We start from the raw sequence: 20,808 nt of genomic DNA on the forward strand, positions 1-20,808 counted from the left end.
AAGTTAGACGCCAATCCGAAGATTGACGCTGCACTTACATCAAATGCCCACACTTATCGACTGTTAATTGTTAAAGAACTGTATTCGGTTACTGCTTTCGCGCTATCGACAAAGCGTTGTGTTTGTCAGCTGCGAAGAAGGAAGAGTATGAAGCATTTCAGCACAATCGTCAACTCCTTCTTTTTTCTCACCGCACTCAGCATTTGCATGCGTCGTTCAGCGAGGGGGCGAATTATAGCCTTGCCCCGCACGCCCCGCAAGCGCTAATTTGCATCTGGGCAAATATTGCTGTGTGATATCGTAGTGCCGACCATACCTTGCCTCATCCATATAGATTCCCATGCCTATCCCACACATCTGCTCCACCGCCAATCCCGCACTGGCCAGCGCACTCGAACACGCCATCAATAGCAAGACCAAGCCGCTGGGCAGCCTCGGCATGCTGGAAACCCTGGCCCGCCAGATTGGCCTGATCCAGCAAAGCACGCAGCTGGCATTGCACCAGCCGGCCATCATCGTTTTTGCGGCTGACCATGGGGTCGTCGCCGAAGGCATTTCCGCCTATCCACAAAGCGTGACCTGGCAAATGGTGGAGAATTTCCTCGGCAACGGCGCCGCCATCAACGTTTTCGCCCGCCAGGCAGATTGCGCCCTCTATATAGTAGACGCCGGCGTGAACCACGCTTTCGGCCCACGCGACGGCTTGCTCGACCGCAAGCAAGGCCCCGGCACCCGTAACTTCGCCAAGGAACCCGCCATGAGCCAGCAACAATGCCTGGCCGCCATGCAGGCGGGGATGGATCTGGTCGCCACCCTGGATGGCAATGTGCTGGGCTTTGGCGAAATGGGTATCGGCAACACCACCGCTGCCGCAGCGCTGATGCACAAGCTGACGCAAACACCGGTCGCCGACTGCGTGGGCGCCGGCACCGGCCTGTCCAAGGAAGGCGTATTGCACAAACAGCAGGTGATCGAAGCGGCCGTCGCCCATCATGCGGCAGTCACCGCGCCGCTCGACGTGCTGGCCACTTTCGGCGGCTTCGAAATCGCCATGATGGCCGGCGCCATGCTCAAGGCGGCCGAACGGCGCATGATTCTGCTGATTGATGGCTTCATCGTCAGCAGCGCCCTGCTGGTGGCGGCCCGTCTGCAGCCGGCCATCCTCGATTACTGCGTGTTTTCGCACTGCTCCGATGAAAACGGTCATCGCCAGCTGCTGGCCAGCCTGGGTGCGCGTCCGCTGCTGCACCTCGATTTGCGCCTGGGTGAAGGGACGGGTTCGGCGCTGGCCTTGCCGCTGCTGCACGCAGCCGTCAATTTCATGCGCGAGATGGCGACGTTTGCCTCGGCCCAGGTCAGCGAAAAATCCACGCCAGATTAAGACCATGGCCAATCCCGTTTCCGCCGCAGTCCATCAGTGCCGCCTCTTCTTCATCGCGCTGCAGTTTTTCACGCGCCTGCCCATCCCCCGTTGGGTGGGTTTCGAACCGGCCTGGCTACAGCATGCCTCGCGCTACTTCCCGCTGGTCGGCGTGGTAGTGGCGGCCATTAGTGGCGCCGTGTATCTGCTGGCCAGCTGGCTCCTGCCGTCGGCGGTAGCCGTGCTGCTGGCCGTCGCCGCCGGCATCTATCTGACGGGCGCCTTTCATGAAGACGGCTTCGCCGACATGTGCGACGGCTTTGGCGGCGGGATGACGCGCGAGCGGGTATTGGAAATCATGAAGGATTCGCGCATCGGCGCGTATGGCGCCATCGGCATCCTCTGCCTGCTGGCCATCAAGTGCGCGGCGCTGGTTTCGCTGCCGCCCGCCGTCATCGTGGCGACGCTGTGCATCGCCCATCCGCTCTCGCGCATGGCCGCCGTCTCGCTGATCCGGTTCATGGACTATGCGCGCGACGAAGGCAAGGCCAAGCCGATGGCGCAGGAGATGAATACCGCTGAATTCCTCATCGCAGCCATCTGCGGCCTGCTGCCGGCCGTCGTGTGCGGCACCCTGGGAATCTTTTACTGGGCCACGCTGGTCTTCGCCGTCGTGGCGGCGGCCGCGGCTGCATTCTGGCTGGGCCGCAAGTGCCAGCAACGCCTGCAAGGCTACACGGGCGACTGCCTGGGCGCAGTGCAGCAAGTGGCGGAAGTGGCGGTCTATCTGGCCATCCTCTCCAGCTTCCAGCCTCCCCTGCGCTTCTATTAAAAAAGCATGCGCCTGATCCTCGTTCGCCACCCCGCACCGCAAGTGACCAGCGGCACCTGCTATGGCCGCAGCGACGTGGCGGTGGCGCCGCACGAACTGGCCACGGTGCGCGCCAGCCTGCGAGCGACTTTGCCAGCCGGCGTGCCGCTGTATACCAGTCCGCTGCGCCGCTGCGCCGGCCTGGCGGCGGCATTGGCGCAAGACTTGCCTGCGAGCGCCCTGCGCCTTGACGCGCGGCTGGCGGAGATGGATTTCGGAGCATGGGAAATGCAGCCCTGGCACGCGATTGCGCGCGCGGAAATCGATGCCTGGGCGACGGACCTGGCCTGGTACCGCCCCGGCGGGGGCGAGAATGTGCTGGCGATGGCCGCCCGCGTCGATGCATTTTTAGGCGATCTGTTGCGCGAACAACACGAAACGGTCGTCATCATCTGCCATGCGGGCACCATCCGCCTGCTGTCGGCACTGCAAGCCCGGCTGCCATTGGAAAAAACGGCCCTGCTGGCCGCCCATTCCGCCCATAAAATCGCCTATGGTGCGACGGTCGTCGTCGATTTCTGATATCGAATCGCCCAGCCAGCCATTTCAGTCCACGCCTGCTGCACGTATAATGGCGGGGTTTTGGTGCCCGCGCTCATGTCCATGAGCGCAGTTAAACGGGAAACACGATGCCGCGACTGCGGCGAACGTGTGCTGCCCCCGCAACGGTAAGCAAGTGTCGCCCCTCTCTACAGGAAGCGGGCGACAAGCTATCTCTGACAACCACTGTGCTTGCAATCATCGAGCATGGGAAGGTGGGATAGCCCTACTTGCCAGCCCGGATACCGGCCAGGACAGGTGGAAGTGCGGGCCTTGCCGGGCGCCGCGCCTTCCGTTGAATCTGGCTTGCGGGGACGCGAGCCGGGTGCTTTTTCCGAAGAAAACGATATCATGACTGCTCCCGTATTACACCGCCGCGCGCCGGCAATGGCGCCGCGCGCCCTGGTTTCCGCCATTTCCCTGTGCTTCATCGCCGCCGCTCCAGCATTCGCGCAAACCGCGAACAACACGCTGGACCAGATCGTTGTCACCGGCTCCCGCTTCAACAGCGACCCGGCATTGCAACCGATCGGCGCCACCGTCATCACGGCAGATGAAATCCGCCGCGCGGGCATCAGCGACGTGAACCAGGCCATCCGCAAGATCGGCGGCGTCTATGGCCGTCAAAGCCTCACCGGCAGTCCTGACTTTACCCTCGACCTGCGCGGCTTCGGCGCCACCGCCAGCCAGAACACGGTCGTGGTCCTCGATGGCGTGCGCCTGTCGGAAAATGAACTGACCGATCCAGTCCTGGCCAGCATCCCCATCGACAGCGTCGAACGCATCGAAATCACACGCGGCGGCAGCAGCGTCCTGTATGGCGACGGCGCCACGGGCGGTGTGATCAATATCGTCACCAAACGTCCAGGCAAGCAGGCTGGCCGTGGTACGGTCTTCGCCGAAGTGGGCCAACTGGGCCAGCGCGAAGTGCGCGGCTCCGTAGCCCAGACCTGGAATAACGTCACCCTCGACGCCGCTGTCGGCAAGCAGGAAACCGACAACTATCGTGACAATAACGAATACAAGCAGACCAACTTCGGCGGCGGCGCGCAATGGCAGGACAAGAATGTCCGTGCAGGTGTGCGCATCGACAGCACGCGCCAGGATAGCCGCTTCCCTGGCTCGATAACACTGGCTCAGTTTGAAGACAATCCGCGCCAGGCGAAAACACTGAAAGATTTCGGTTCGGTCGACAGCGACCGCTATACAGCCTTCGCCGAAGGCCGCCTGGGTACCGTAGATCTGGCCGCAGAACTGTCGCACCGCGAAAAGACGGCAAAGTCCACCTATTTCAGCAGCTTCGGCCCTTCCGCGTCGGAGCGCAAAACCAAGCAAAACCAGTTTTCGCCACGCCTGCGCCACTTGGGTCAATTCGACGGCATGCTCAATGAAATCGTCGCTGGCGCCGACTTCATCAAGTGGGACCTGGCAGTCGACGCTTCGTACTCCCAAGCCAAGGCAAAGCAGAAATCGCAGGCATTCTATGTGCGCGATGAACTGAAATTCGCTGGCCCGCAAAACTTCCGTATCGCCGCCGGCGTACGCCATGAAACTTTTGACAAGGACTCCGTTGATCCGGTACCGTTCACTACGGCTACCTACAAAATCAAGCAGAACTTCAATGCCTGGGATGTTCAAGGCAGCTTCGATGTCGTGCCGCAGGTAAACCTGTATGCCAAGGCCGGCCAGAGCTATCGCGTGGCAAATGCCGATGAAAACGGCTACACGCCAGTAGAAAACAAACCTCTGCAAGGCCAGACTTCGCATGACCTGGAACTGGGCGCGTCCTACAACAACAGCATCGTCAAGCTTGATGCACGCGTCTTCCGCCACAAACTGACCAACGAGATCTACTACGATCCAACGGCAGGTGCGTTCGGTTTTGGTGCCAATACAAACCTGGATCCGACCAAACATCAAGGTTTCGAACTCGATGCCAGCACCAATATCGCGGCTGACTGGCGCCTCAGCGGCCACTACCAGCACGTGAAGGCAACCTTCACCGAAGGCGTCAATTCGGGCAAGGAACTGACCCTGATCCCGAAAAACACCCTGTCGGCCCGTTTGTCGTGGGTACCGAAAGATGGTCAAAGCGCGGATTTCGGCGCGCAATGGGTGGACAGCCAGCGCTACGGCAGCGATTTTGCCAATACCTGCGACGCCAAAGTGCCATCGTTCACCACGTTCGATGCCCGCTATGCACGCAAGTTCGGCGCCTGGGAAGTGGCGGTGAATGCCTTGAACCTGACGGACAAGCAGTACTTCACCAACGCCTTCAGTTGCAAAGGCGGCATCTATCCTAGCAATGGCCGCCAGATGAAACTCTCGGCACGCTACGATTTCTAAAGCGGCCAGGAGTTGATTACAATGGCCCGTACGCGCAATCGCATGCGGGCCATTTTTCGTATACTCCCCACCAACGCATCTGAGGAAGTCCGCAGCCACTTGCACCGCTCCCGTTTCACCTAAGGCAGTACATGCACCCATTTTTCCGCAACATGCGCCACCGCGCCACCGTGATCCTCACGGTGCTGATCGTGTGCGCGGTTGCCAGCCTGATTTTCTCCGGCATGATCGGTTCGATCGCGATTCCGCTCGCCGACCTGCCTTCCGCCCTGTTCCATGTCGTGCAGGGCAAGACCGACACCCTCGCCGCCACCCTGCTCGACCTGCGCCTGGGCCGCGCGCTGACCGCGTTTGTCACCGGCGCGGCGCTGTCCTTGGCCGGCGTCATGATGCAGGCGCTGCTGCGCAATCCCCTGGCGGACCCGTATGTGCTGGGCATTTCCGCCGGCGCTTCCGTCGGCGCGCTGGCCGCGCTGCTGTTCATGTGCGCGCTGTGGGTGGTCGACGCGGCCGCCTTTGCAGGTGCCGTCGGCGTGTCCATGCTGCTGTATTTCTTTGCCCGCCGCGACCTGCGCGGCGGCACGGCCGCTGAAGGCGGCGCCTCGCTCTTGCTGCTGACGGGCGTGATACTGGCTTCGGCCTGCATGGCCATCGTCACCCTGATGCTCTCCATCGCCCCGGAAAGCCGCTTGCGCAGCATGGTGTTCTGGATGATAGGCGACCTGTCCGGCGCGCCCGCGCGGCTGATGCCGTGGCTGGTCCTGGCCGGCGCCATGGTCTTCGCGCTGCGCTGCGCGCGTTCGCTGAACGTCATGGCGCTGCACGCGGAAGCGGCCAGTACCCTGGGCGTGCGCGTGGGCGCCCTGCGCAAGGGCCTGTTCTTCTGCTCCGGCCTGCTCACGGCCAGCGCCGTCACCAGCGCCGGCAGCGTGGGTTTTGTGGGCCTGATCGTGCCGCATGCGCTGCGCTTTGCCTGCGGCCCCGATCATCGCCTGCTGATACCCGCCGCCGCGCTGGCCGGCGGCACCTTCCTCGTATTGGCCGATACCTTGGCGCGCACCGTGCTGGCGCCATTGCAGCTGCCCGTCGGCGTGGTGACAGCCATGATCGGTGCGCCCGTCTTCCTGTACCAACTGCACCGCTTGCGCCGCACATGATCCGCACCTACCAACTCGGCCTGAAGGCAGGCACGCGCTCCCTGGTGGAAAACCTCATCTGGCACATCAGGGATGGCGAATGCTGGAGCGTGATCGGCCGCAATGGCGCAGGCAAGAGCACCTTGCTGCGCACCCTGGCCGGCTTGCGCGAACCGGATGCTGGCCACGTGACGATACAGGGCCGCGCCCTGATCGACTGGCCGCTCGACGAACTGGCGCGCGAACGGGCCTTCCTGGCGCAGGCGCGCCACGATGCGTTCTCTTACCGCGTCATCGAAACCGTGCTGTCGGCGCGCCACCCGTACCACGACAACCATTACTGGGAAGGCAGCGACGACCAGCGCATCGCCCTGACGGCGCTGGCGGCGATGGAAGTGGAACACCTGGCCGAGCGCGACGTGCGCAGCCTGTCCGGCGGCGAGCGCCAGCGCGTGGCGATTGCCGCCATGCTGGCGCAGGATACGCCCCTGCTGCTGCTAGACGAACCGGCTAACGCGCTGGACCTGGCGCACCAGGTCAGCGTCATGGGCCTGCTGTCAAAACTGTGCCGCGAACAGAATAAAACCGTGGTGATGGTGGGGCATGACCTGAACCTGGCGCACAGCGTCTCGACCCATGCGCTGCTGCTGATGGGCGACGGCGGCTGGCTGGCCGGTCCCGTGGCCGATGTGATGCAGGCATCCATCCTGGGCGACTACCTGGGCCATCCGATCGAGATCATCGATCACGGCAAACGCAAGATATTCATACCGAAAGAGGATCAGACATGAGCGACAACAAACCTAGCGACGTAGAAACAGCCGCAATCAACGAACGCCACCGCGTGCGCATGGAACGAAAAAAGGCCATCATCGACGCGGCCATCGCCAAGGCCGACAAGGAAATCGGCATCATCATCGTCAACACGGGCAACGGCAAGGGCAAGAGCTCGAGCGGCTTCGGCATGGCCATCCGCGCCATGGGCCACGGCATGAAGGTAGGCGTGGTGCAGTTCATCAAGGGCGCCATGTCGACGGGCGAAGAAAAATTCCTGCGCCGCTTCCCCGATGAAATCAGTTTTCATGCGATGGGCGAAGGCTATACCTGGGAAACGCAGAACCGCGAGCGCGACATCGAAAAGGCCGAACTGGCATGGGAGCAGGCGAAGACCTTCCTGGCCGACCCCAGCTACGGCCTGGTGCTGTTCGACGAACTCAATATCGCCCTCAAGTACAACTACCTCGATGTGCACAAGATCATCGCCGACCTGCTGGAACGTCCGCAGATGCAGCACGTGGTCATCACGGGCCGCGGCGCACCGGACGAACTGATCGCGATCGCCGACACCGTCACCGAAATGGCCGTCATCAAGCATGCCTACGCGGCCGGCATCGGCGCACAAATCGGCACCGAGTGGTAACAGCGCCATGACGCGCACCCTGGTCTTCGGCGGCGCCCGTTCCGGCAAGAGCGCCCATGCGGAAATGCTGGCCCGCGAGTCCGGCAAGGAAGTGATCTACCTCGCCACCGCGCAGGCGGGCGATGCTGAAATGGCCACGCGCGTCAGGCATCACCGCGCACAGCGCCCGGCCGAGTGGACAACCCTGGAAGAACCGCTGCGCCTGGGCGACGCCATCCTGCGGGAAGCACGGTCCGGCCGTCTGCTGCTGGTCGACTGCCTGACCCTGTGGCTGACGAATCTGATGTTTTCCAGCGGCGAGACGTATCCGGACGTGGGCGATATCATCCTGCCCGAACTGTTCCACAGCGAGCGCGCGCACCTGCTGTATGCGCTGGCCGAAATCGGCGACACCGACTGCGACCTCGTTCTCGTATCAAACGAAGTGGGCATGGGCATCGTGCCGTATGGCGCCATCTCGCGCTGCTTCACCGACGAGGCGGGCCGCTTGAACCAGGCCGTGGCGGCCGTGTGCGACAAGGCTGTCTTTGTCGCCGCCGGCCTGCCGCTGTACCTGAAAGGCGGCCCATGCTGAGCGGCTTGTCGCTGCCAATGCTGGCCGCCTTGATGACGGCCGGCGTGCTGCTCGACATGCTGCTGGGAGAAACGCGCCGCTGGCATCCGCTGGTCGGCTTTGGCCGCATCGCCAGCACACTGGAACGCCTGCTGAACCGGGGACGCGCACGTTTTATGCGCGGCATGCTGGCATGGTGGCTGGCCGTGCTGCCCATCAGCTATGCCGCCTACTGGTTGTGCGGCCTGGCGGATGCCGCCCTCCACGTCTTCCTGCTGTATCTATGTCTGGGCCTGCACAGCCTGCGCGACCACAATCAACCGATTGCCAATGCCCTGGCCATCGATGACCTGGACAATGCGCGCCTGCTGACGGCGCGCATCGTCAGCCGCGACACGGCCGACGCCGATGCGGCCAGCCTGGCCAAGGCCAGCACGGAATCCCTGCTGGAAAACGGCAACGATGCCGTCTTCGGCACCCTGTTCTGGTTTGCCGTGGCGGGTGGCCCCGGCGCAGTCCTATTCAGGCTGGCCAATACCCTCGACGCCATGTGGGGCTACCGCAACGAACGCTACGACTGGTTCGGCTGCTGCGCCGCGCGCATCGACGACATCCTCAATTATCTGCCGGCGCGCCTGACGGCCCTGTCCTATGTCTTGCTGGGCAAGAGCATGGCGGACAAGAAGCGCGCCTGGCAGTGCTGGCGCACGCAGGCCCCAAACTGGGGCAGTCCGAACGCGGGTCCCGTGATGGCCAGCGGCGCCGGCGCCCTGGGCCTGGCCCTCGGCGGCGACGCCATCTACGATGGCGAACTGGAACGCCGCCCGCCGCTGGGCGCCGGCCGTCCCGCCGAAGCGCGCGACATCGACCGCGCCTGGCGCCTGGTGGCCGAGACGGCCGTGTTGTGGCTGATCTGGGTGGCGCTGCTGGCGGGCCTGTTCTACCTGAAAGGGAAATACCTTGCTTGAACATGGCGGCAACCTGCGCGACGCCGCGCGCGAGTATGGACGGCCCATCGCCGACTGGATCGACCTGTCGACCGGCATCAATCCGCACTGGTATGCAGCGCCGGCAGTCGATGCCAACGCCTGGCACCGGCTGCCGGAAGCCGATCCCGCGCTGGCCGCTGCCGCCTGCGCGTATTACAACGCACCCGCCATGCTGCCGGTTGCCGGCACGCAGGCCGCCATCCAGGCCCTGCCCCGGCTACGCGCGCCGTCGCGCGTGGCGGTGGCCGCGCCGTCGTATGCGGAACATGCGCACCACTGGCGCCAGCACGGCCACGCATTACACCAAGTGCCATATGCGCGGCTGGCCGATGCCGTCGACCACTGCGACGTGCTGGTCATCTGCAACCCGAACAATCCCACGGGCGAACGCATCGCCCCCGCACTGCTGCTGGAATGGGCTGGAAAATTGGCCGCGCGCGGCGGCTGGCTGGTGGTCGATGAAGCGTTTGGCGACACGGAAACGCACGCCAGCCTGGGGCCGCATTCGGGCCAGCCTGGCCTGATCGTGCTGCGCTCCATCGGCAAATTCTTTGGCCTGGCGGGACTGCGCCTGGGCTTTGTCGCCGCCCATCCCGCACTGCTGGCACAACTGGCCGATATGCTGGGCCCGTGGACCGTCAGCGGCCCGGCGCAGCAAGTGGCACTGGCCGCCTTGAACGATACGCACTGGCAGGAAGCGATGCGCGAGCGTCTGCGCGGCGAAGGCGCCCGTTTGCAACAGCTATTGGCCGCGCACGGCATCGCCAGCAGCGGCACGGCGCTGTTTCAATGGTGGCCGGACACGCGCGCCGAAGCGTTCTGGCAGCACATGGCAGAATCGGGCATCTGGGTACGCCTGTTCCGCCATGCGGCCCACGGCATCCGCCTGGGCCTGCCCTCCGACGAACACGCCTGGCTGCGCCTGCAGCAGGCCCTCACCGCATGGAAGCACACATGAAAATCCTGAAAATATCGCTGCTGCTGGCTGGACTGGTCTCGCTGCAGGCGCATGCCGCCATCACCGTGCGCGACGATGACGGGAATACCGTCACCGTGGAAAAACCGGCACAGCGCATCCTGGCGCTGGCGCCGCACGTGACGGAACTGCTGTTCGCAGCCGGCGGCGGCGAGAAGATCGCCGGTGTCGTCAGCTATAGCGACTACCCGGAAGCGGCAAAGAAGATCACGCAAGTGGGCGACAACCGCCAGTACGACATGGAGCGCATCATCGCCATGAAGCCGGACCTGATCGTCGTGTGGATGCACGGCAGCGCCGAGCGCCAGATCGCCATGCTGCGCCAGCTGAAGGTGCCGATCTATCACAGCGAACCGCGCAAGCTGGCCGATATCCCCGACAGCATGGAGCGCCTGGGGCAATTAATGGGCACGGAAAAAACCGCCAAACCGGCCGCCGCGCAGCTGCGCGCCAAACTGGCCAGCCTGACGGCCCGGTATGCGCAGCGTCCGCCCGTGCGCGTGTTTTACCAGGTGTGGGACAAACCCTTGTATACCTTGAGCGGCGCGAGCATCATCAGCGATTCCATGCGCGTGTGCGGCGGCCAGAATGTCTTTGCCGCGATGAAGGTGGTGGCGCCCGTCGTCACGCCGGAAGGCGTGCTGCAGGAAGATCCGGAAGTCATCTTCGGCACCAGCGAAAAAAGCGATCCGCGCAGCGAAGGCGGCCTGGCCATGTGGCGCGCCTTCCCGTCGATGACGGCCGTGCGCCGGAATAACCTGTTCCGCCTGAATGGCGACCTGCTGAACCGCGCCGGCCCGCGCATGATCGAAGGCACGGCCGCCATGTGCGAACAGCTGGAAGCGGCCCGCCAGCGCCGCAACGCTCCCGCAGCCAAGGCAGCGCCATGAGCCACTACCAGCGCATCGCGTGCCTGTCGACGGAAGCCGTGGAGACACTGTACGCGCTGGGCGCGGAAGACGTCATCGCGGGCATTTCCGGCTTTACCGTGCGCCCACCCCGCGCGCGCGAGGAAAAAACCAAAATCAGCGGCTTCTCCTCCTCGAACCTGGAGCGCATCCTGGCCGTCCAGCCCGACCTCGTGATCGGTTTTTGCGACATGCAGGCCGATATCTGCCGCGACCTGGTCAAGGCCGGCATCGAAGTGCACCAGTTTAACCAGCGCACGGTGGAAGGCATCCTGCGCATGATCGCCGTGCTGGCCGCACTGGTGCGGCGCGAGGAAGCGGGACGCGCACTGATCGCCAGCCTGCGCGCGGACATCGCCGCCGCCCGGGCCCGTGCCGCAGCCTGGACACGCAAGCCCGTGATCTACTTTGAAGAGTGGAACGATCCCCTGATGAGCGGCATCGGCTGGGCGGCCGAATTGATCGGCATCGCCGGCGGCACGGACGCCTTCCCGGAGTTGTCCGCGCATCCGGGTGCAAAAGAGCGCATCATCGCCGATCCTTTGACCGTGGTGCGGCGCGCGCCCGACATCATCATCGCCACCTGGTGCGGCAAGAAGTTCCAGCCGGCGCAGCTGACGGCACGTCCGGGCTGGGATGCGATTCCCGCAGTACGCAATGACATGCTGTTCGAGATCAAATCGCCCGACATACTTTCTCCCGGTCCGGCCGCCATCACGGAGGGACTGCGCCAGATCAGCGACATCATCGCGCAATGGCAGGAGAATCAGAAAGAGCAGCAGGCATGAAGAGTCCCTTCCCCGCCCTGATGGTGCAGGGCACGACGTCCGACGCGGGCAAGAGCACCGTCGTCGCGGCCCTGTGCAGATTGTTGAAACGCCGTGGCGTGACGGTGGCCCCGTTCAAGCCGCAAAACATGGCCTTGAACAGCGCCGTGACCAGTGACGGCGGCGAGATCGGCCGCGCGCAAGCCCTGCAGGCGCTGGCCTGCGGCATCGCGCCGCACACGGACATGAACCCGGTGCTCTTGAAACCGTCTTCGAACACGGGCGCGCAAGTGATCATCCACGGCAAGGTGCGCGCCGAGATGGATGCGCGCGACTACCAGCAATATAAAACCATCGCCATGGGCGCCGTGCTGGAATCCTACACACGCTTGCGCCAGCAATACGACGCCGTCGTCGTCGAAGGCGCGGGCAGCCCCGCCGAAGTCAACCTGCGCGCGCGCGACATCGCCAATATGGGCTTTGCGGAAGCCGTCGACTGTCCCGTGATCCTGGTGGCCGACATCGACCGGGGCGGCGTCTTCGCCCACATCATCGGCACCCTGGCCTGCCTGTCCGACAGCGAACGGGCGCGCATCCTCGGCTTCGTCATCAACCGCTTCCGCGGCGACATCTCGCTGCTACAACCCGGCATCGACTGGCTGGAACAGCAGACGGGCAAGCCCGTGCTGGCCGTGCTGCCCTACCTGCAAGGCCTGTTCCTCGACGCGGAGGACGCCGTCGAAGCGATGCAGGCGGAACGCGGCGCCTTCAAGGTGGTGGTGCCGCAACTGCCGCGCATCAGCAACCACACGGACTTTGACGCGCTGCGCGTCCACCCCGATATCGACCTGCAATTCGTCCAGCATGGGCAGCCGATTCCAGCGGCCGACCTGGTGATCCTGCCGGGCAGCAAGAACACGCGTGGCGACCTGGCCTGGCTGCGGCAGCAAGGCTGGCCCGCCTATCTGGCGAAACACCTGCGCTATGGCGGCAAGGTGCTCGGCATCTGCGGCGGCTTCCAGATGCTGGGACAAAGCGTGTGCGATCCGCTGGGCGTGGAAGGCGCGGCGGGAGAGTCAAAGGCACTGGGCCTGCTCGACATGGTGACGGAGCTGACGAGCGACAAGCGGCTGGCACAGGTGCGCGGCCGCTGCGCGTTTGCCGTCGCGGCCGATGCGCCCGTGGCAGGCTATGAAATCCACATGGGTGTCTCGCATGGCGCGGCGCTGGCACAGCCGGCCTTTGTCATCGATGGGCGGCCGGAAGGGGCCGTGTCGGGCGACGGTCAAATCCTCGGCAGCTATTTGCACGGCATGTTCGACACACCTGCCGCATGTTCGGCGCTGCTGCGCTGGGCGGGGCTGGACTCCGGCCACACGGTGGACACCGCCGCCCTGCGCGAGGCCAGCCTGGAGCGCATCGCCGATGCCGCCATCCCGCTGCTGGCGGCCCTGGATGACCTCAAACGCTAGCGGCTATTTTTTCAGGCACACGCCCATGTATGAGCGGTCGGTCGAAAACTCGACCGCCATGCTCGACGACACCGGCATGAACATCGAATAGTCGGCCGGCACGTCGGCCGGGTCCTTGAGCACGGCGATACCATCGAAATCGGCGGCCTGCGCGCCCAGGCCCAGCCTGTTGACGGTGATGGTTTCCGCATGCGTCTTGCCGGTCGTGTTATTCGTCAGGGTGGCGGTGCTGCCGGCAACCTCGATCTTGGCGCTGATGCCCTGCGCCGCACAGGCGTAGCTGCCGTTGATTTCCGTGCCGATCTTTTGCTGCCTGGCGGCCACGATGGTACCCACGCGCAGCACGTTTTCCTGGTTGCGGCTGTAGCGGTCGATGAACAGCGCCAGCCCCCGGTCCCCCGCATGCACGTGCACGATGCCAAAGTCCTGGCCACCCTGGCGGGCGACGATCAAGCCGTTCTTCGCATCCTTGACCAGGGTCAGGCTGGCGTTTTCCGCTTCCAGCTGCGGCGATACTGCGGAGCACACGCCTTGCGCATTGAACACGCCGCCATTGCACAGTTGGGCCGCTCCGTCGGCGGAGATCTTGAGACTGCCTTTCGGATTGAAACGGTCGCCGCCGTTCGAGGCATTGCGCATGGCACCCAGAAAAATATAGCTGCCGGCCAGTTTGGCCACGTCACCCACCGCATAGCCGGTGCCGCTGACGGTCGAGACCATATTACCCAATTTGATATTGCCCGACAGAAGACGCGTGCGCGCATCGACGGTGACGCTGAAATCCGTTGCCGTGTAAATAGTGAGATTGCCGCTGGTGGATGCGGTAAACGTGCCGCTGCGGTCGCTCAAGCCGAACTGCGTCGACAGCACGCGGATGGTGTAGGTTTTCCTGGCGCTGTCCAAGGTGATGCGCCAGGTGTCGCCGATATCGGCAGCCACGTCATACACGCTTTCATCGGCGCTGGCGCCGGCAATGACGCTCAATCCCGCCTCTTTGGCCACGGCGGCGGACGCCACCGTCACGCTGTCGGCGGAGGGAATGGCGGGCGTGACGACGACAGGCGGCGTGATGGGCGCTTCCGGCGCGCCGCCATCACTGCCGCCACCGCATGCGGACAGGGCCGCGCCCAGGACGAGGAACGTAAGTGCATTTTTCATGTGATGTGACTTTCGGGGAAAGGAGACCGGAACTGCCGGAAACACATGCTAGCCTTGCCCGCAATCTATTGCCATAGAACAAATGTTCCATGGACGATGCCACCGGCACGAGGTCAAAATGGATGGCGCGGGCGGCACGCCTGCGCCATTTATGTAACAATTCATCGTACTGTCGGCTCCGTTTTTCCTCCTCAGGCTCGCATCCATGACCAGTTCCCCGATCAAAAGCTACCTTCCCTGGGTGGTCGCCACCGCCCTGTTCATGGAGCAACTCGACTCCACCATCGTCAACACCGCCATCCCTTCCATGGCCGCCAGCCTCAACGTGACGCCACTGAGCCTGAAGGCCGTCGTCACCAGCTACATCCTGAGCCTGGCCGTGTGCATTCCCATCAGCGGCTGGATGGCCGACCGCTTCGGCACACGGCGCGTGTTTTCCGCCGCTGTCGCCATCTTTACCATCGCCTCCATCCTGTGCGGCCTGTCCGTGAATGCGCCCATGCTGGTGGCTGCGCGCCTGCTGCAAGGGGTGGGCGCGGCCATGATGATGCCGGTGGGCAGGCTCACCATCATCCGCACCTTTCCCAAGTCGCAATTGCTGGCGGCCATGAATTTCGTCATCATTCCGGCCCTGATCGGCCCCCTGCTGGGGCCCACGGTGGGCGGGCTGATCGTGCACTGGCTGTCATGGCGCGAGATTTTCTTCGTCAACGTGCCTGTCGGCCTGGTGGCGCTGTACCTGGCGCACCGCTACATGCCCGATTACTATGGCGACAAGCCCCGGCCGCTGGACCTGATCGGCCTGGTGCTGTTCGGCACGGGCATCGCGCTGCTGTCGTGGCTGCTGGAAATCTTCGGCGAACACCGCATCGACGGCACCTCGTTTGCCGTACTGCTGTTCATTTCCATCAGCCTGCTGGCCGCGTATGTCTGGCATTCGAGCGAAGTGCTGCACCCACTGCTGCGCCTGACCCTGTTCAAGATCCGCACCTTCCGCGTCTCCGTGGTGGGCGGCTTCGTCACGCGCCTGGGCGTGGGCGGCCTGCCCTTCCTGCTGCCGCTGCTGTATCAGCTGGGCCTGGGCTTGCCCGCCTGGCAATCGGGCTTGCTGATGATGCCGTCGGCCGCGGCCGCCATGGGCATGAAATTCATTTCCGCGCGCGTGCTGGCCCGCTTCGGCTACCGCCAGGTACTGATCGTCAACACCGTGCTGATCGGCGTCACCATCGCCATGTTTTCGCTGGTGGGCGTGGGCACGCCCCTGTACGTGATCGTCGCCATCAGCCTGTGCATGGGCTTTTTCAATTCGCTGCAGTTTTCCAGCATGAACACCATCGCGTATGCCGATGTCGACAAGGCCGATTCCAGTATGGCCAGTACCATCGCCAGTTCGATGCAGCAGCTGTCGATGAGCTTTGGCCTGGCTTTCGGTTCGCTGATCACGGGCTGGTACCTGGGCGACATGCCGCAATCGGACCGCGCCATGCTCAGCACGGCCCTGCACCATGCCTTCCTCACCCTGGCGGCCCTGACGGTGCTGTCCTCGCTGACTTTCTGGACACTGCGCCGCGACGATGGCGAAAGCATCAGCAAGGGCACGGACAGTGACGAGGAGGATGCGGCCGACGTGACGGCACAGGCCGTTGTGCAGACGGAAGTGCAAACCACAAAAGGCTGAGCCACATCAAGCTTGCCGCCAGCGCCGCTGGTGCTTTTTCCCGGCCCTGCTACCGTGACGGCAGGAGGTGCACATGGCGGCCGAGCGGCGCTTTGCGTGGAAGGGCACGGACCGCCATGGCAGGGCGGTCGATGGCGTCTTGCGCGCTGCCGACGCCAGCGCCGCCAAGGTCGCGCTGAGACGCGAGGGTATCCTGGCCACCCGGGTGCAGGCTGAACGCGCCGCGCCCGGCAAGGCCATCACGCGCAAGGATATCGCCCTGTTCACGCGCCAGTTGTCAACCATGATGGCGGCCGGCGTGCCGCTGCTGCACGCCTTCGACATCGCCGGCAAGGGGCACGCCAAACCTGAGGTCACGGAACTGATGCGCGACTTGCGCCACGACATCGAAGCGGGCAGCAGCCTGCAGCAGGCATTCCGCCAGTTCCCGCTGCTGTTTGACGAGCTGTACTGCAACCTGCTGGCGGCAGGCGAACAGGCCGGCATCGTGCAGGATTTGCTGGCGCGCCTGGCCACGCACCAGGAAAAGGCCATCGCCCTGCGGCGGCAGGTGCGCGGCGCACTGATGTATCCGCTGGTCATCGTGCTCGTCGCCATCGTCGTCACGGCCATCATCATGAGCGTGGTCGTCCCCGCTTTCCGCCAGGTCTTCGACAGCTTTGGCGCGCCCTTGCCGCTGCCCACCCTGGTCGTCATGGGCTTGTCCGCCTTTGTTGTCCGCTACTGGCTGGCCTTGCTGGCGGCGCTGCTGCTGGCCTGCCTGCTGCTGCACCTGGCCTGGCGCCGCTATCCCGCGTGGCGGCGCAACATCCAAATGCAGGCCTTGCGCCTGCCCGTGTTCGGCCCCCTCCTGCGCAAGGCGGCAATCGCCCGCTGGACGCGCACCTTGGCTGCCATGTTCGCCGCCGGCGTGCCGCTGCTCGACTCGCTCAGCCTGGTGGGCGCCGCCTCCGGCCACACGCTGTACCAGGAAGCGACGACACGCATCGAACGCGAAATCCGCGCCGGCGGCAGCCTGGCCCTGGCCATGGAACACAGCGGCGTATTTCCACCCTTGCTGACGCAGCTGGCCCTGATCGGCGAGGAATCGGGCGCGCTCGACGCCATGCTGTCGCGCGCGGCCGATATCATCGAGGCGGACATCGACGCCACGGTCGCCACCCTTTCCACGCTGCTGGAGCCGGCGCTGATGGTGGTGCTGGGCGTGCTCGTCGGCTCCCTCGTGATCGCCTTGTATTTGCCGATTTTCAAGCTGGGCGCCGTGATTTGACAGCGCACGCTGCGCAAAACGTCCCCATGTACTGGCAGATGTTTTACACTGCGGCAGTGCCAGGCAATGTTTGCGCGGCAACATCATTACCTCAGACAAATCCACCATGCTGCAAGATACCCTGCTGTTCGCCGCGCCCGGCAACCTGCCCGTCACCCTCGTCGCCGCCCTGTTCGGCCTGATCGTCGGCAGCTTCCTCAACGTGGTGATCCACCGCGTGCCGAAAATGATGCAGCGCGAATCCGATAATTACGTGGCGGAAGAAAGCGGCTTGCCCTTGCCGCACACGGACCGCTACAACCTGATGCTGCCGCACTCGAACTGCACCGCTTGCGGCCACCGCATCACGGCCATGGAAAACATCCCCGTCATCAGTTACCTGCTGCTGCGCGGCAAATGCAGCGCCTGCCAGGCACCGATCTCCGTGCGCTATCCGCTGGTCGAACTGCTGACGGGCGCCCTGTCGGCCCTTCTGGTCTGGCACTTCGGCAGCGGCTGGACGGGTCTCGCCACCCTCGTGTTTGCCTGGCTGCTGATCGCCATGACCTTCATCGACGCCGATACGCAAATGCTGCCCGACGATCTCACCTTTCCCCTGCTGTGGGCGGGCCTGCTGGTCAATATCAATGGCACTTTCGTGCCCCTGCAAGACGCCGTCATCGGCGCGGCCGCCGGCTACCTGGCCCTGTGGGGCGTGTACTGGGCCTTCAAGCTGGCGACAGGCAAGGAGGGAATGGGCTATGGTGACTTCAAATTACTGGCGGCGCTCGGTGCGTGGCTGGGCTGGACGATGCTGCCAACGATCATCTTATTGTCATCGCTGGTCGGCGCCGTGGTCGGCATCGGGCTGATCGTGTTTGCCAGGCGCGGGCGCGACAAACCGATTCCGTTCGGCCCCTACCTGGCTGCGGCGGGCCTGATCGCCTTGCTGTACGGCACGCCCCTGTCCCGCCTCACGCTGGGCCTGATTGGCTGACCGGCGCAGCACTGCCCCCTATGGATAAATACATGCAAAGACAAAACGTCCCTTATTTCAGCGTGGGTCTCACCGGCGGCATCGGTTGCGGCAAGAGCACGGTGGCCGACCTGTTCGCCGCGCATGGCGCCTCCATCGTCGATACCGACCAGATCGCACACAGCCTGACGGCGCAAAATGGCGCAGCCATGCCAGCCCTGGTGGCGGAATTTGGCCCCGACTACGCCGATGCGCGCGGCGCCCTCGACCGCACCAGAATGCGCAACCTCGTGTTTTCCGATGCCACCGCCAAGGCGAAACTGGAAGCCATCCTGCATCCGCGCATCCGCCAGGCGACCCTGACGGCGGCCGCCGAAGCGACAGGCAGCTACGTGATCTTTGCCGTGCCCCTGCTCGTCGAGTCCGGCGGATGGGTGGAGCGGGTCAACCGGGTTCTCGTCATCGACTGCCTGGAAAGCCTGCAAGTGTCGCGCGTGATGGCGCGCAATGGCTTATCGGAAGAACAAGTCAAAGCCATCATGGCCACGCAGGCGACGCGCGCCATGCGCCTGGCGGCGGCGGACGATGTGATCGACAATAATGGCGATTTGGCCGCCCTGGCGCCGCAGATTGCCCAGTTGCACGATTTATATCTGGCATTTTCAAAAAGAATGGCCGGAATCGGGCCGCAACGTTTGTAATTTGTCGACGCTTGGTTCAAAATCACGGGATTGTTTGCAGGTCCTTACTTAAGGGAATTATTTTGATTGTCTACGAATACCCTTTCAACGAACGCATACGTACCTTGTTGCGGCTGGAAGACCTGTACGACAAATTCAAGTTCTTCATCCAGCAAGAGCATGCAATGCAGCATCATGTTGCCTTGGCAACTATTTTCGACATGCTCGAAGTGGCCGGCCGCGCCGACCTGAAGTCAGACCTGTTGCAGGAACTCGAGCGCCAGCGCCAGAGCCTGCTCGGCTACCGCAGTAATCCAAATGTGGAACCGGAAACCCTCGATGCCATCTTGGGCGAACTCGACAGCGTCAGCGGCGCCCTGGTGGCGGCGCAGGGCAAGACGGGCCAGAATATCCGCGACAATGAATGGCTGATGAGTATCCGCGGCCGCACCATTATTCCGGGCGGCGCCTGCGAATTCGACTTGCCGTCCTACTTTGCCTGGCAAAAACGCAGCTCCGAGCAGCGCCTGACCGATATCCACGCGTGGTTTGCCCCGCTGGCGCCCCTGTTCGATGCGCTGGCCCTCGTATTGCGCCTGCTGCGCGATTCCGGCGGACCCGTTAAACTGATCGCCAATGGCGGCAGCTACCAGCAAATGCTGCAAGGCAAGGTGTACCAGATGCTGCGCCTGAGCCTGGATGAAAACAGCGGCGCCATCCCAGAAATTTCCGCCAACAAATATATGCTGTGGGTGCGCTTTACCACCCAGGGCGGCGACTTGAAACCCAAGCCGCTGGAAGAAGATGTTCCGTTCGAGCTCACGCTCTGTAATTTTTAATTGTTACTTATTTTGCCCCATCATGACCGTCGTTAATTGCCCTACCTGTGCCGCCAAAGTCGAATGGACTGAAGCCAACAAATACCGCCCCTTCTGCTCGGAACGCTGCAAGCAGATCGACCTGGGCGCCTGGGCCGAAGAGAAATACACGATCCCCGCCGCCGATCCGTTCGAAGATCCCCTCGCGGACGAAGACAACAAGCCGCAATAATTCTCAGCGAAACGGATTTTCCAGGCGCAGCCCTTGCGCCACGAAACTGTCGAGCCTGCCACTGACCACCGTCAAGCCATAGGCGATGCCCATCGCCGCAATCTGCCCATCAACGCCATGCGCGTGGCCGCGCGCATGCAGGCGCGCGCACACGAGCGCGCAATCGAGGTCGAATTCCAGCAGCCGCGGCGCATATTCTGACAGCACGGCTTCCAGCCAGCCCTCCAGCGCCAGTGCTTCCAGCGCCGCTTCGCGCCGCCAGCTGCGCTGTATGCCTGCGCGCAGTTGCGCAATCACCTGCACGGGCACATAGCGCATTTCCGGTGCCACCCGCTCAAAAAAATCGAGCACGCCCGCCGGCGCAGCGCTGCCCTTGCGCCCTGCAACAATCACATCCGTATCGACCAGGTAGGCGGGCATGGCTCAAGAGCGGCGCTCGAAATCCGCATTGTGTCCCACGTCGGGCATGCCGCGCAAAATATCGTCGAGCGGGCGCTTCGGCAGCGGCCGCAAGGCGCTGCGCAGGATGTCGCGATGCTCGTCCTCGATGCTGCGTCCATGCGCGCGGGCACGCTTGTGCAAGGCGGCAATCAGCAATTCATCGGTATCGGTAAAGGTCAGTGTCAGCGGCATGCGAGACTCCCCAATGCGTGATGAAAGCACTGTAGCGCAAAGCGCG

22 protein-coding genes and 1 riboswitch are annotated in these 20,808 nt (G+C 63.7%); of the genes, 19 read left to right on the plus strand and 3 right to left on the minus strand.

Annotated features, from left to right (window positions below):
• Nucleotides 1–340: 340 nt before the first annotated feature.
• The 13 genes from cobT (at nucleotide 341) to JAB1_RS00685 (ending at nucleotide 13,338) form a co-directional block, all read left to right on the plus strand.
• Complete coding sequence (gene cobT / locus JAB1_RS00625) at nucleotides 341–1,381, plus strand: nicotinate-nucleotide--dimethylbenzimidazole phosphoribosyltransferase (RefSeq protein WP_070278101.1); 1,041 nt, start codon at nucleotides 341–343, stop codon at nucleotides 1,379–1,381.
• A gap of 4 nt (nucleotides 1,382–1,385) precedes the next feature.
• A complete protein-coding gene (locus JAB1_RS00630; RefSeq protein WP_070278103.1) occupies nucleotides 1,386–2,192 on the plus strand; it encodes an adenosylcobinamide-GDP ribazoletransferase in 807 nt (268 codons plus the stop codon).
• 6 nt (nucleotides 2,193–2,198) lie between these two features.
• A complete protein-coding gene (locus JAB1_RS00635) occupies nucleotides 2,199–2,753 on the plus strand; it encodes a histidine phosphatase family protein (RefSeq protein ID WP_070278106.1) in 555 nt (184 codons plus the stop codon).
• Nucleotides 2,754–2,797: 44 nt separating this feature from the next.
• Nucleotides 2,798–3,040: riboswitch (cobalamin riboswitch) on the plus strand.
• An 82-nt stretch (nucleotides 3,041–3,122) separates the two neighbouring features.
• Nucleotides 3,123–5,117 carry a TonB-dependent receptor gene (locus tag JAB1_RS00640; RefSeq protein WP_070278341.1) on the plus strand — a complete coding sequence of 665 codons (1,995 nt, stop codon included), beginning with the start codon at nucleotides 3,123–3,125 and terminating at the stop codon, nucleotides 5,115–5,117.
• Between the two features lie 131 nt (nucleotides 5,118–5,248).
• Nucleotides 5,249–6,274 carry an iron ABC transporter permease gene (locus JAB1_RS00645; protein ID WP_034785028.1) on the plus strand — a complete coding sequence of 342 codons (1,026 nt, stop codon included), beginning with the start codon at nucleotides 5,249–5,251 and terminating at the stop codon, nucleotides 6,272–6,274.
• Complete coding sequence (locus tag JAB1_RS00650; protein ID WP_034785025.1) at nucleotides 6,271–7,044, plus strand: ABC transporter ATP-binding protein; 774 nt, start codon at nucleotides 6,271–6,273, stop codon at nucleotides 7,042–7,044. Before JAB1_RS00645 ends, JAB1_RS00650 begins: the two co-directional genes overlap by 4 nt.
• Nucleotides 7,041–7,673, plus strand: coding sequence for a cob(I)yrinic acid a,c-diamide adenosyltransferase (gene cobO, locus JAB1_RS00655; protein ID WP_034785013.1), 633 nt, complete (start codon nucleotides 7,041–7,043; stop codon nucleotides 7,671–7,673). The genes JAB1_RS00650 and cobO overlap by 4 nt, the downstream gene beginning before the upstream one ends.
• Nucleotides 7,674–7,680: 7 nt before the next feature.
• Nucleotides 7,681–8,247 (plus strand): bifunctional adenosylcobinamide kinase/adenosylcobinamide-phosphate guanylyltransferase, encoded by a 567-nt coding sequence (gene cobU / locus JAB1_RS00660; protein ID WP_070278108.1) that lies wholly within the window; start codon nucleotides 7,681–7,683, stop codon nucleotides 8,245–8,247.
• Nucleotides 8,241–9,194 carry an adenosylcobinamide-phosphate synthase CbiB gene (cbiB, locus tag JAB1_RS00665; RefSeq protein WP_070278110.1) on the plus strand — a complete coding sequence of 318 codons (954 nt, stop codon included), beginning with the start codon at nucleotides 8,241–8,243 and terminating at the stop codon, nucleotides 9,192–9,194. The genes cobU and cbiB overlap by 7 nt, the downstream gene beginning before the upstream one ends.
• Entirely contained in the window at nucleotides 9,187–10,173 is a 987-nt protein-coding gene (cobD, locus tag JAB1_RS00670) for a threonine-phosphate decarboxylase CobD (protein WP_070278112.1), read from the plus strand. The genes cbiB and cobD overlap by 8 nt, the downstream gene beginning before the upstream one ends.
• Nucleotides 10,170–11,081 carry a cobalamin-binding protein gene (locus tag JAB1_RS00675; RefSeq protein ID WP_070278114.1) on the plus strand — a complete coding sequence of 304 codons (912 nt, stop codon included), beginning with the start codon at nucleotides 10,170–10,172 and terminating at the stop codon, nucleotides 11,079–11,081. Before cobD ends, JAB1_RS00675 begins: the two co-directional genes overlap by 4 nt.
• Complete coding sequence (locus tag JAB1_RS00680; protein ID WP_034785001.1) at nucleotides 11,078–11,887, plus strand: ABC transporter substrate-binding protein; 810 nt, start codon at nucleotides 11,078–11,080, stop codon at nucleotides 11,885–11,887. Before JAB1_RS00675 ends, JAB1_RS00680 begins: the two co-directional genes overlap by 4 nt.
• Nucleotides 11,884–13,338: a cobyric acid synthase gene (locus JAB1_RS00685; protein ID WP_070278116.1), complete on the plus strand. Its 1,455-nt coding sequence runs from the start codon at nucleotides 11,884–11,886 to the stop codon at nucleotides 13,336–13,338. The genes JAB1_RS00680 and JAB1_RS00685 overlap by 4 nt, the downstream gene beginning before the upstream one ends.
• 3 nt (nucleotides 13,339–13,341) lie before the next feature.
• Here JAB1_RS00685 and JAB1_RS00690 read toward each other — a convergent pair whose 3' ends face one another.
• Nucleotides 13,342–14,496, minus strand: a complete 1,155-nt coding sequence (locus JAB1_RS00690) for a hypothetical protein (protein WP_070278119.1) — start codon at nucleotides 14,494–14,496, stop codon at nucleotides 13,342–13,344.
• A 205-nt stretch (nucleotides 14,497–14,701) separates the two neighbouring features.
• On the opposite strand from JAB1_RS00690, the gene JAB1_RS00695 reads away from it, so the two are divergent.
• The 6 genes from JAB1_RS00695 to yacG all read left to right on the plus strand — a co-directional run bounded on the left by JAB1_RS00695 (nucleotide 14,702) and on the right by yacG (nucleotide 20,129).
• On the plus strand, nucleotides 14,702–16,174 hold the full coding sequence (locus JAB1_RS00695) for a DHA2 family efflux MFS transporter permease subunit (protein ID WP_244965394.1): 1,473 nt from the start codon (nucleotides 14,702–14,704) through the stop codon (nucleotides 16,172–16,174).
• A 73-nt stretch (nucleotides 16,175–16,247) separates the two neighbouring features.
• Nucleotides 16,248–17,444: a type II secretion system F family protein gene (locus JAB1_RS00700; RefSeq protein ID WP_070278121.1), complete on the plus strand. Its 1,197-nt coding sequence runs from the start codon at nucleotides 16,248–16,250 to the stop codon at nucleotides 17,442–17,444.
• Between the two features lie 106 nt (nucleotides 17,445–17,550).
• Nucleotides 17,551–18,420 carry an A24 family peptidase gene (locus tag JAB1_RS00705; RefSeq protein WP_070278345.1) on the plus strand — a complete coding sequence of 290 codons (870 nt, stop codon included), beginning with the start codon at nucleotides 17,551–17,553 and terminating at the stop codon, nucleotides 18,418–18,420.
• Nucleotides 18,421–18,452: 32 nt separating this feature from the next.
• Nucleotides 18,453–19,100, plus strand: a complete 648-nt coding sequence (gene coaE / locus JAB1_RS00710) for a dephospho-CoA kinase (RefSeq protein ID WP_070278347.1) — start codon at nucleotides 18,453–18,455, stop codon at nucleotides 19,098–19,100.
• Nucleotides 19,101–19,162: 62 nt separating this feature from the next.
• On the plus strand, nucleotides 19,163–19,918 hold the full coding sequence (zapD, locus tag JAB1_RS00715; protein WP_034748811.1) for a cell division protein ZapD: 756 nt from the start codon (nucleotides 19,163–19,165) through the stop codon (nucleotides 19,916–19,918).
• A gap of 19 nt (nucleotides 19,919–19,937) precedes the next feature.
• A complete protein-coding gene (gene yacG / locus JAB1_RS00720) occupies nucleotides 19,938–20,129 on the plus strand; it encodes a DNA gyrase inhibitor YacG (RefSeq protein WP_034785391.1) in 192 nt (63 codons plus the stop codon).
• A 3-nt stretch (nucleotides 20,130–20,132) separates the two neighbouring features.
• Here the strand turns inward: yacG and JAB1_RS00725 are convergent, their stop codons facing one another.
• Nucleotides 20,133–20,549 carry a PIN domain-containing protein gene (locus tag JAB1_RS00725; protein WP_070278123.1) on the minus strand — a complete coding sequence of 139 codons (417 nt, stop codon included), beginning with the start codon at nucleotides 20,547–20,549 and terminating at the stop codon, nucleotides 20,133–20,135.
• Nucleotides 20,550–20,552: 3 nt separating this feature from the next.
• The gene (locus tag JAB1_RS00730) at nucleotides 20,553–20,762 is read right to left on the minus strand and encodes a hypothetical protein (protein WP_070278125.1); all 210 of its coding nucleotides are present in this window, start codon (nucleotides 20,760–20,762) and stop codon (nucleotides 20,553–20,555) included.
• Nucleotides 20,763–20,808 lie beyond the last annotated feature (46 nt).

The organism is Janthinobacterium sp. MP5059B (assembly GCF_001758645.1).
Classification (GTDB): Bacteria; Pseudomonadota; Gammaproteobacteria; order Burkholderiales; family Burkholderiaceae_D; genus Janthinobacterium; species Janthinobacterium lividum.

Bases quoted from the DNA above. Each gene is read 5' to 3' on its own strand.
- cobT (WP_070278101.1), top strand. From the start codon at position 341: ATGCCTATCCCACACATCTGCTCCACCGCCAATCCCGCACTGGCCAGC.
- JAB1_RS00650 (WP_034785025.1), top strand. From the start codon at position 6,271: ATGATCCGCACCTACCAACTCGGCCTGAAGGCAGGCACGCGCTCCCTG.
- JAB1_RS00690 (WP_070278119.1), bottom strand. From the start codon at position 14,496: ATGAAAAATGCACTTACGTTCCTCGTCCTGGGCGCGGCCCTGTCCGCA.
- cobO (WP_034785013.1), top strand. From the start codon at position 7,041: ATGAGCGACAACAAACCTAGCGACGTAGAAACAGCCGCAATCAACGAA.
- JAB1_RS00700 (WP_070278121.1), top strand. From the start codon at position 16,248: ATGGCGGCCGAGCGGCGCTTTGCGTGGAAGGGCACGGACCGCCATGGC.
- JAB1_RS00730 (WP_070278125.1), bottom strand. From the start codon at position 20,762: ATGCCGCTGACACTGACCTTTACCGATACCGATGAATTGCTGATTGCC.
- JAB1_RS00630 (WP_070278103.1), top strand. From the start codon at position 1,386: ATGGCCAATCCCGTTTCCGCCGCAGTCCATCAGTGCCGCCTCTTCTTC.
- JAB1_RS00645 (WP_034785028.1), top strand. From the start codon at position 5,249: ATGCACCCATTTTTCCGCAACATGCGCCACCGCGCCACCGTGATCCTC.
- JAB1_RS00675 (WP_070278114.1), top strand. From the start codon at position 10,170: ATGAAAATCCTGAAAATATCGCTGCTGCTGGCTGGACTGGTCTCGCTG.
- JAB1_RS00725 (WP_070278123.1), bottom strand. From the start codon at position 20,549: ATGCCCGCCTACCTGGTCGATACGGATGTGATTGTTGCAGGGCGCAAG.
- cbiB (WP_070278110.1), top strand. From the start codon at position 8,241: ATGCTGAGCGGCTTGTCGCTGCCAATGCTGGCCGCCTTGATGACGGCC.
- JAB1_RS00635 (WP_070278106.1), top strand. From the start codon at position 2,199: ATGCGCCTGATCCTCGTTCGCCACCCCGCACCGCAAGTGACCAGCGGC.
- coaE (WP_070278347.1), top strand. From the start codon at position 18,453: ATGCAAAGACAAAACGTCCCTTATTTCAGCGTGGGTCTCACCGGCGGC.
- cobU (WP_070278108.1), top strand. From the start codon at position 7,681: ATGACGCGCACCCTGGTCTTCGGCGGCGCCCGTTCCGGCAAGAGCGCC.
- JAB1_RS00685 (WP_070278116.1), top strand. From the start codon at position 11,884: ATGAAGAGTCCCTTCCCCGCCCTGATGGTGCAGGGCACGACGTCCGAC.
- JAB1_RS00705 (WP_070278345.1), top strand. From the start codon at position 17,551: ATGCTGCAAGATACCCTGCTGTTCGCCGCGCCCGGCAACCTGCCCGTC.
- JAB1_RS00640 (WP_070278341.1), top strand. From the start codon at position 3,123: ATGACTGCTCCCGTATTACACCGCCGCGCGCCGGCAATGGCGCCGCGC.
- JAB1_RS00695 (WP_244965394.1), top strand. From the start codon at position 14,702: ATGACCAGTTCCCCGATCAAAAGCTACCTTCCCTGGGTGGTCGCCACC.
- JAB1_RS00680 (WP_034785001.1), top strand. From the start codon at position 11,078: ATGAGCCACTACCAGCGCATCGCGTGCCTGTCGACGGAAGCCGTGGAG.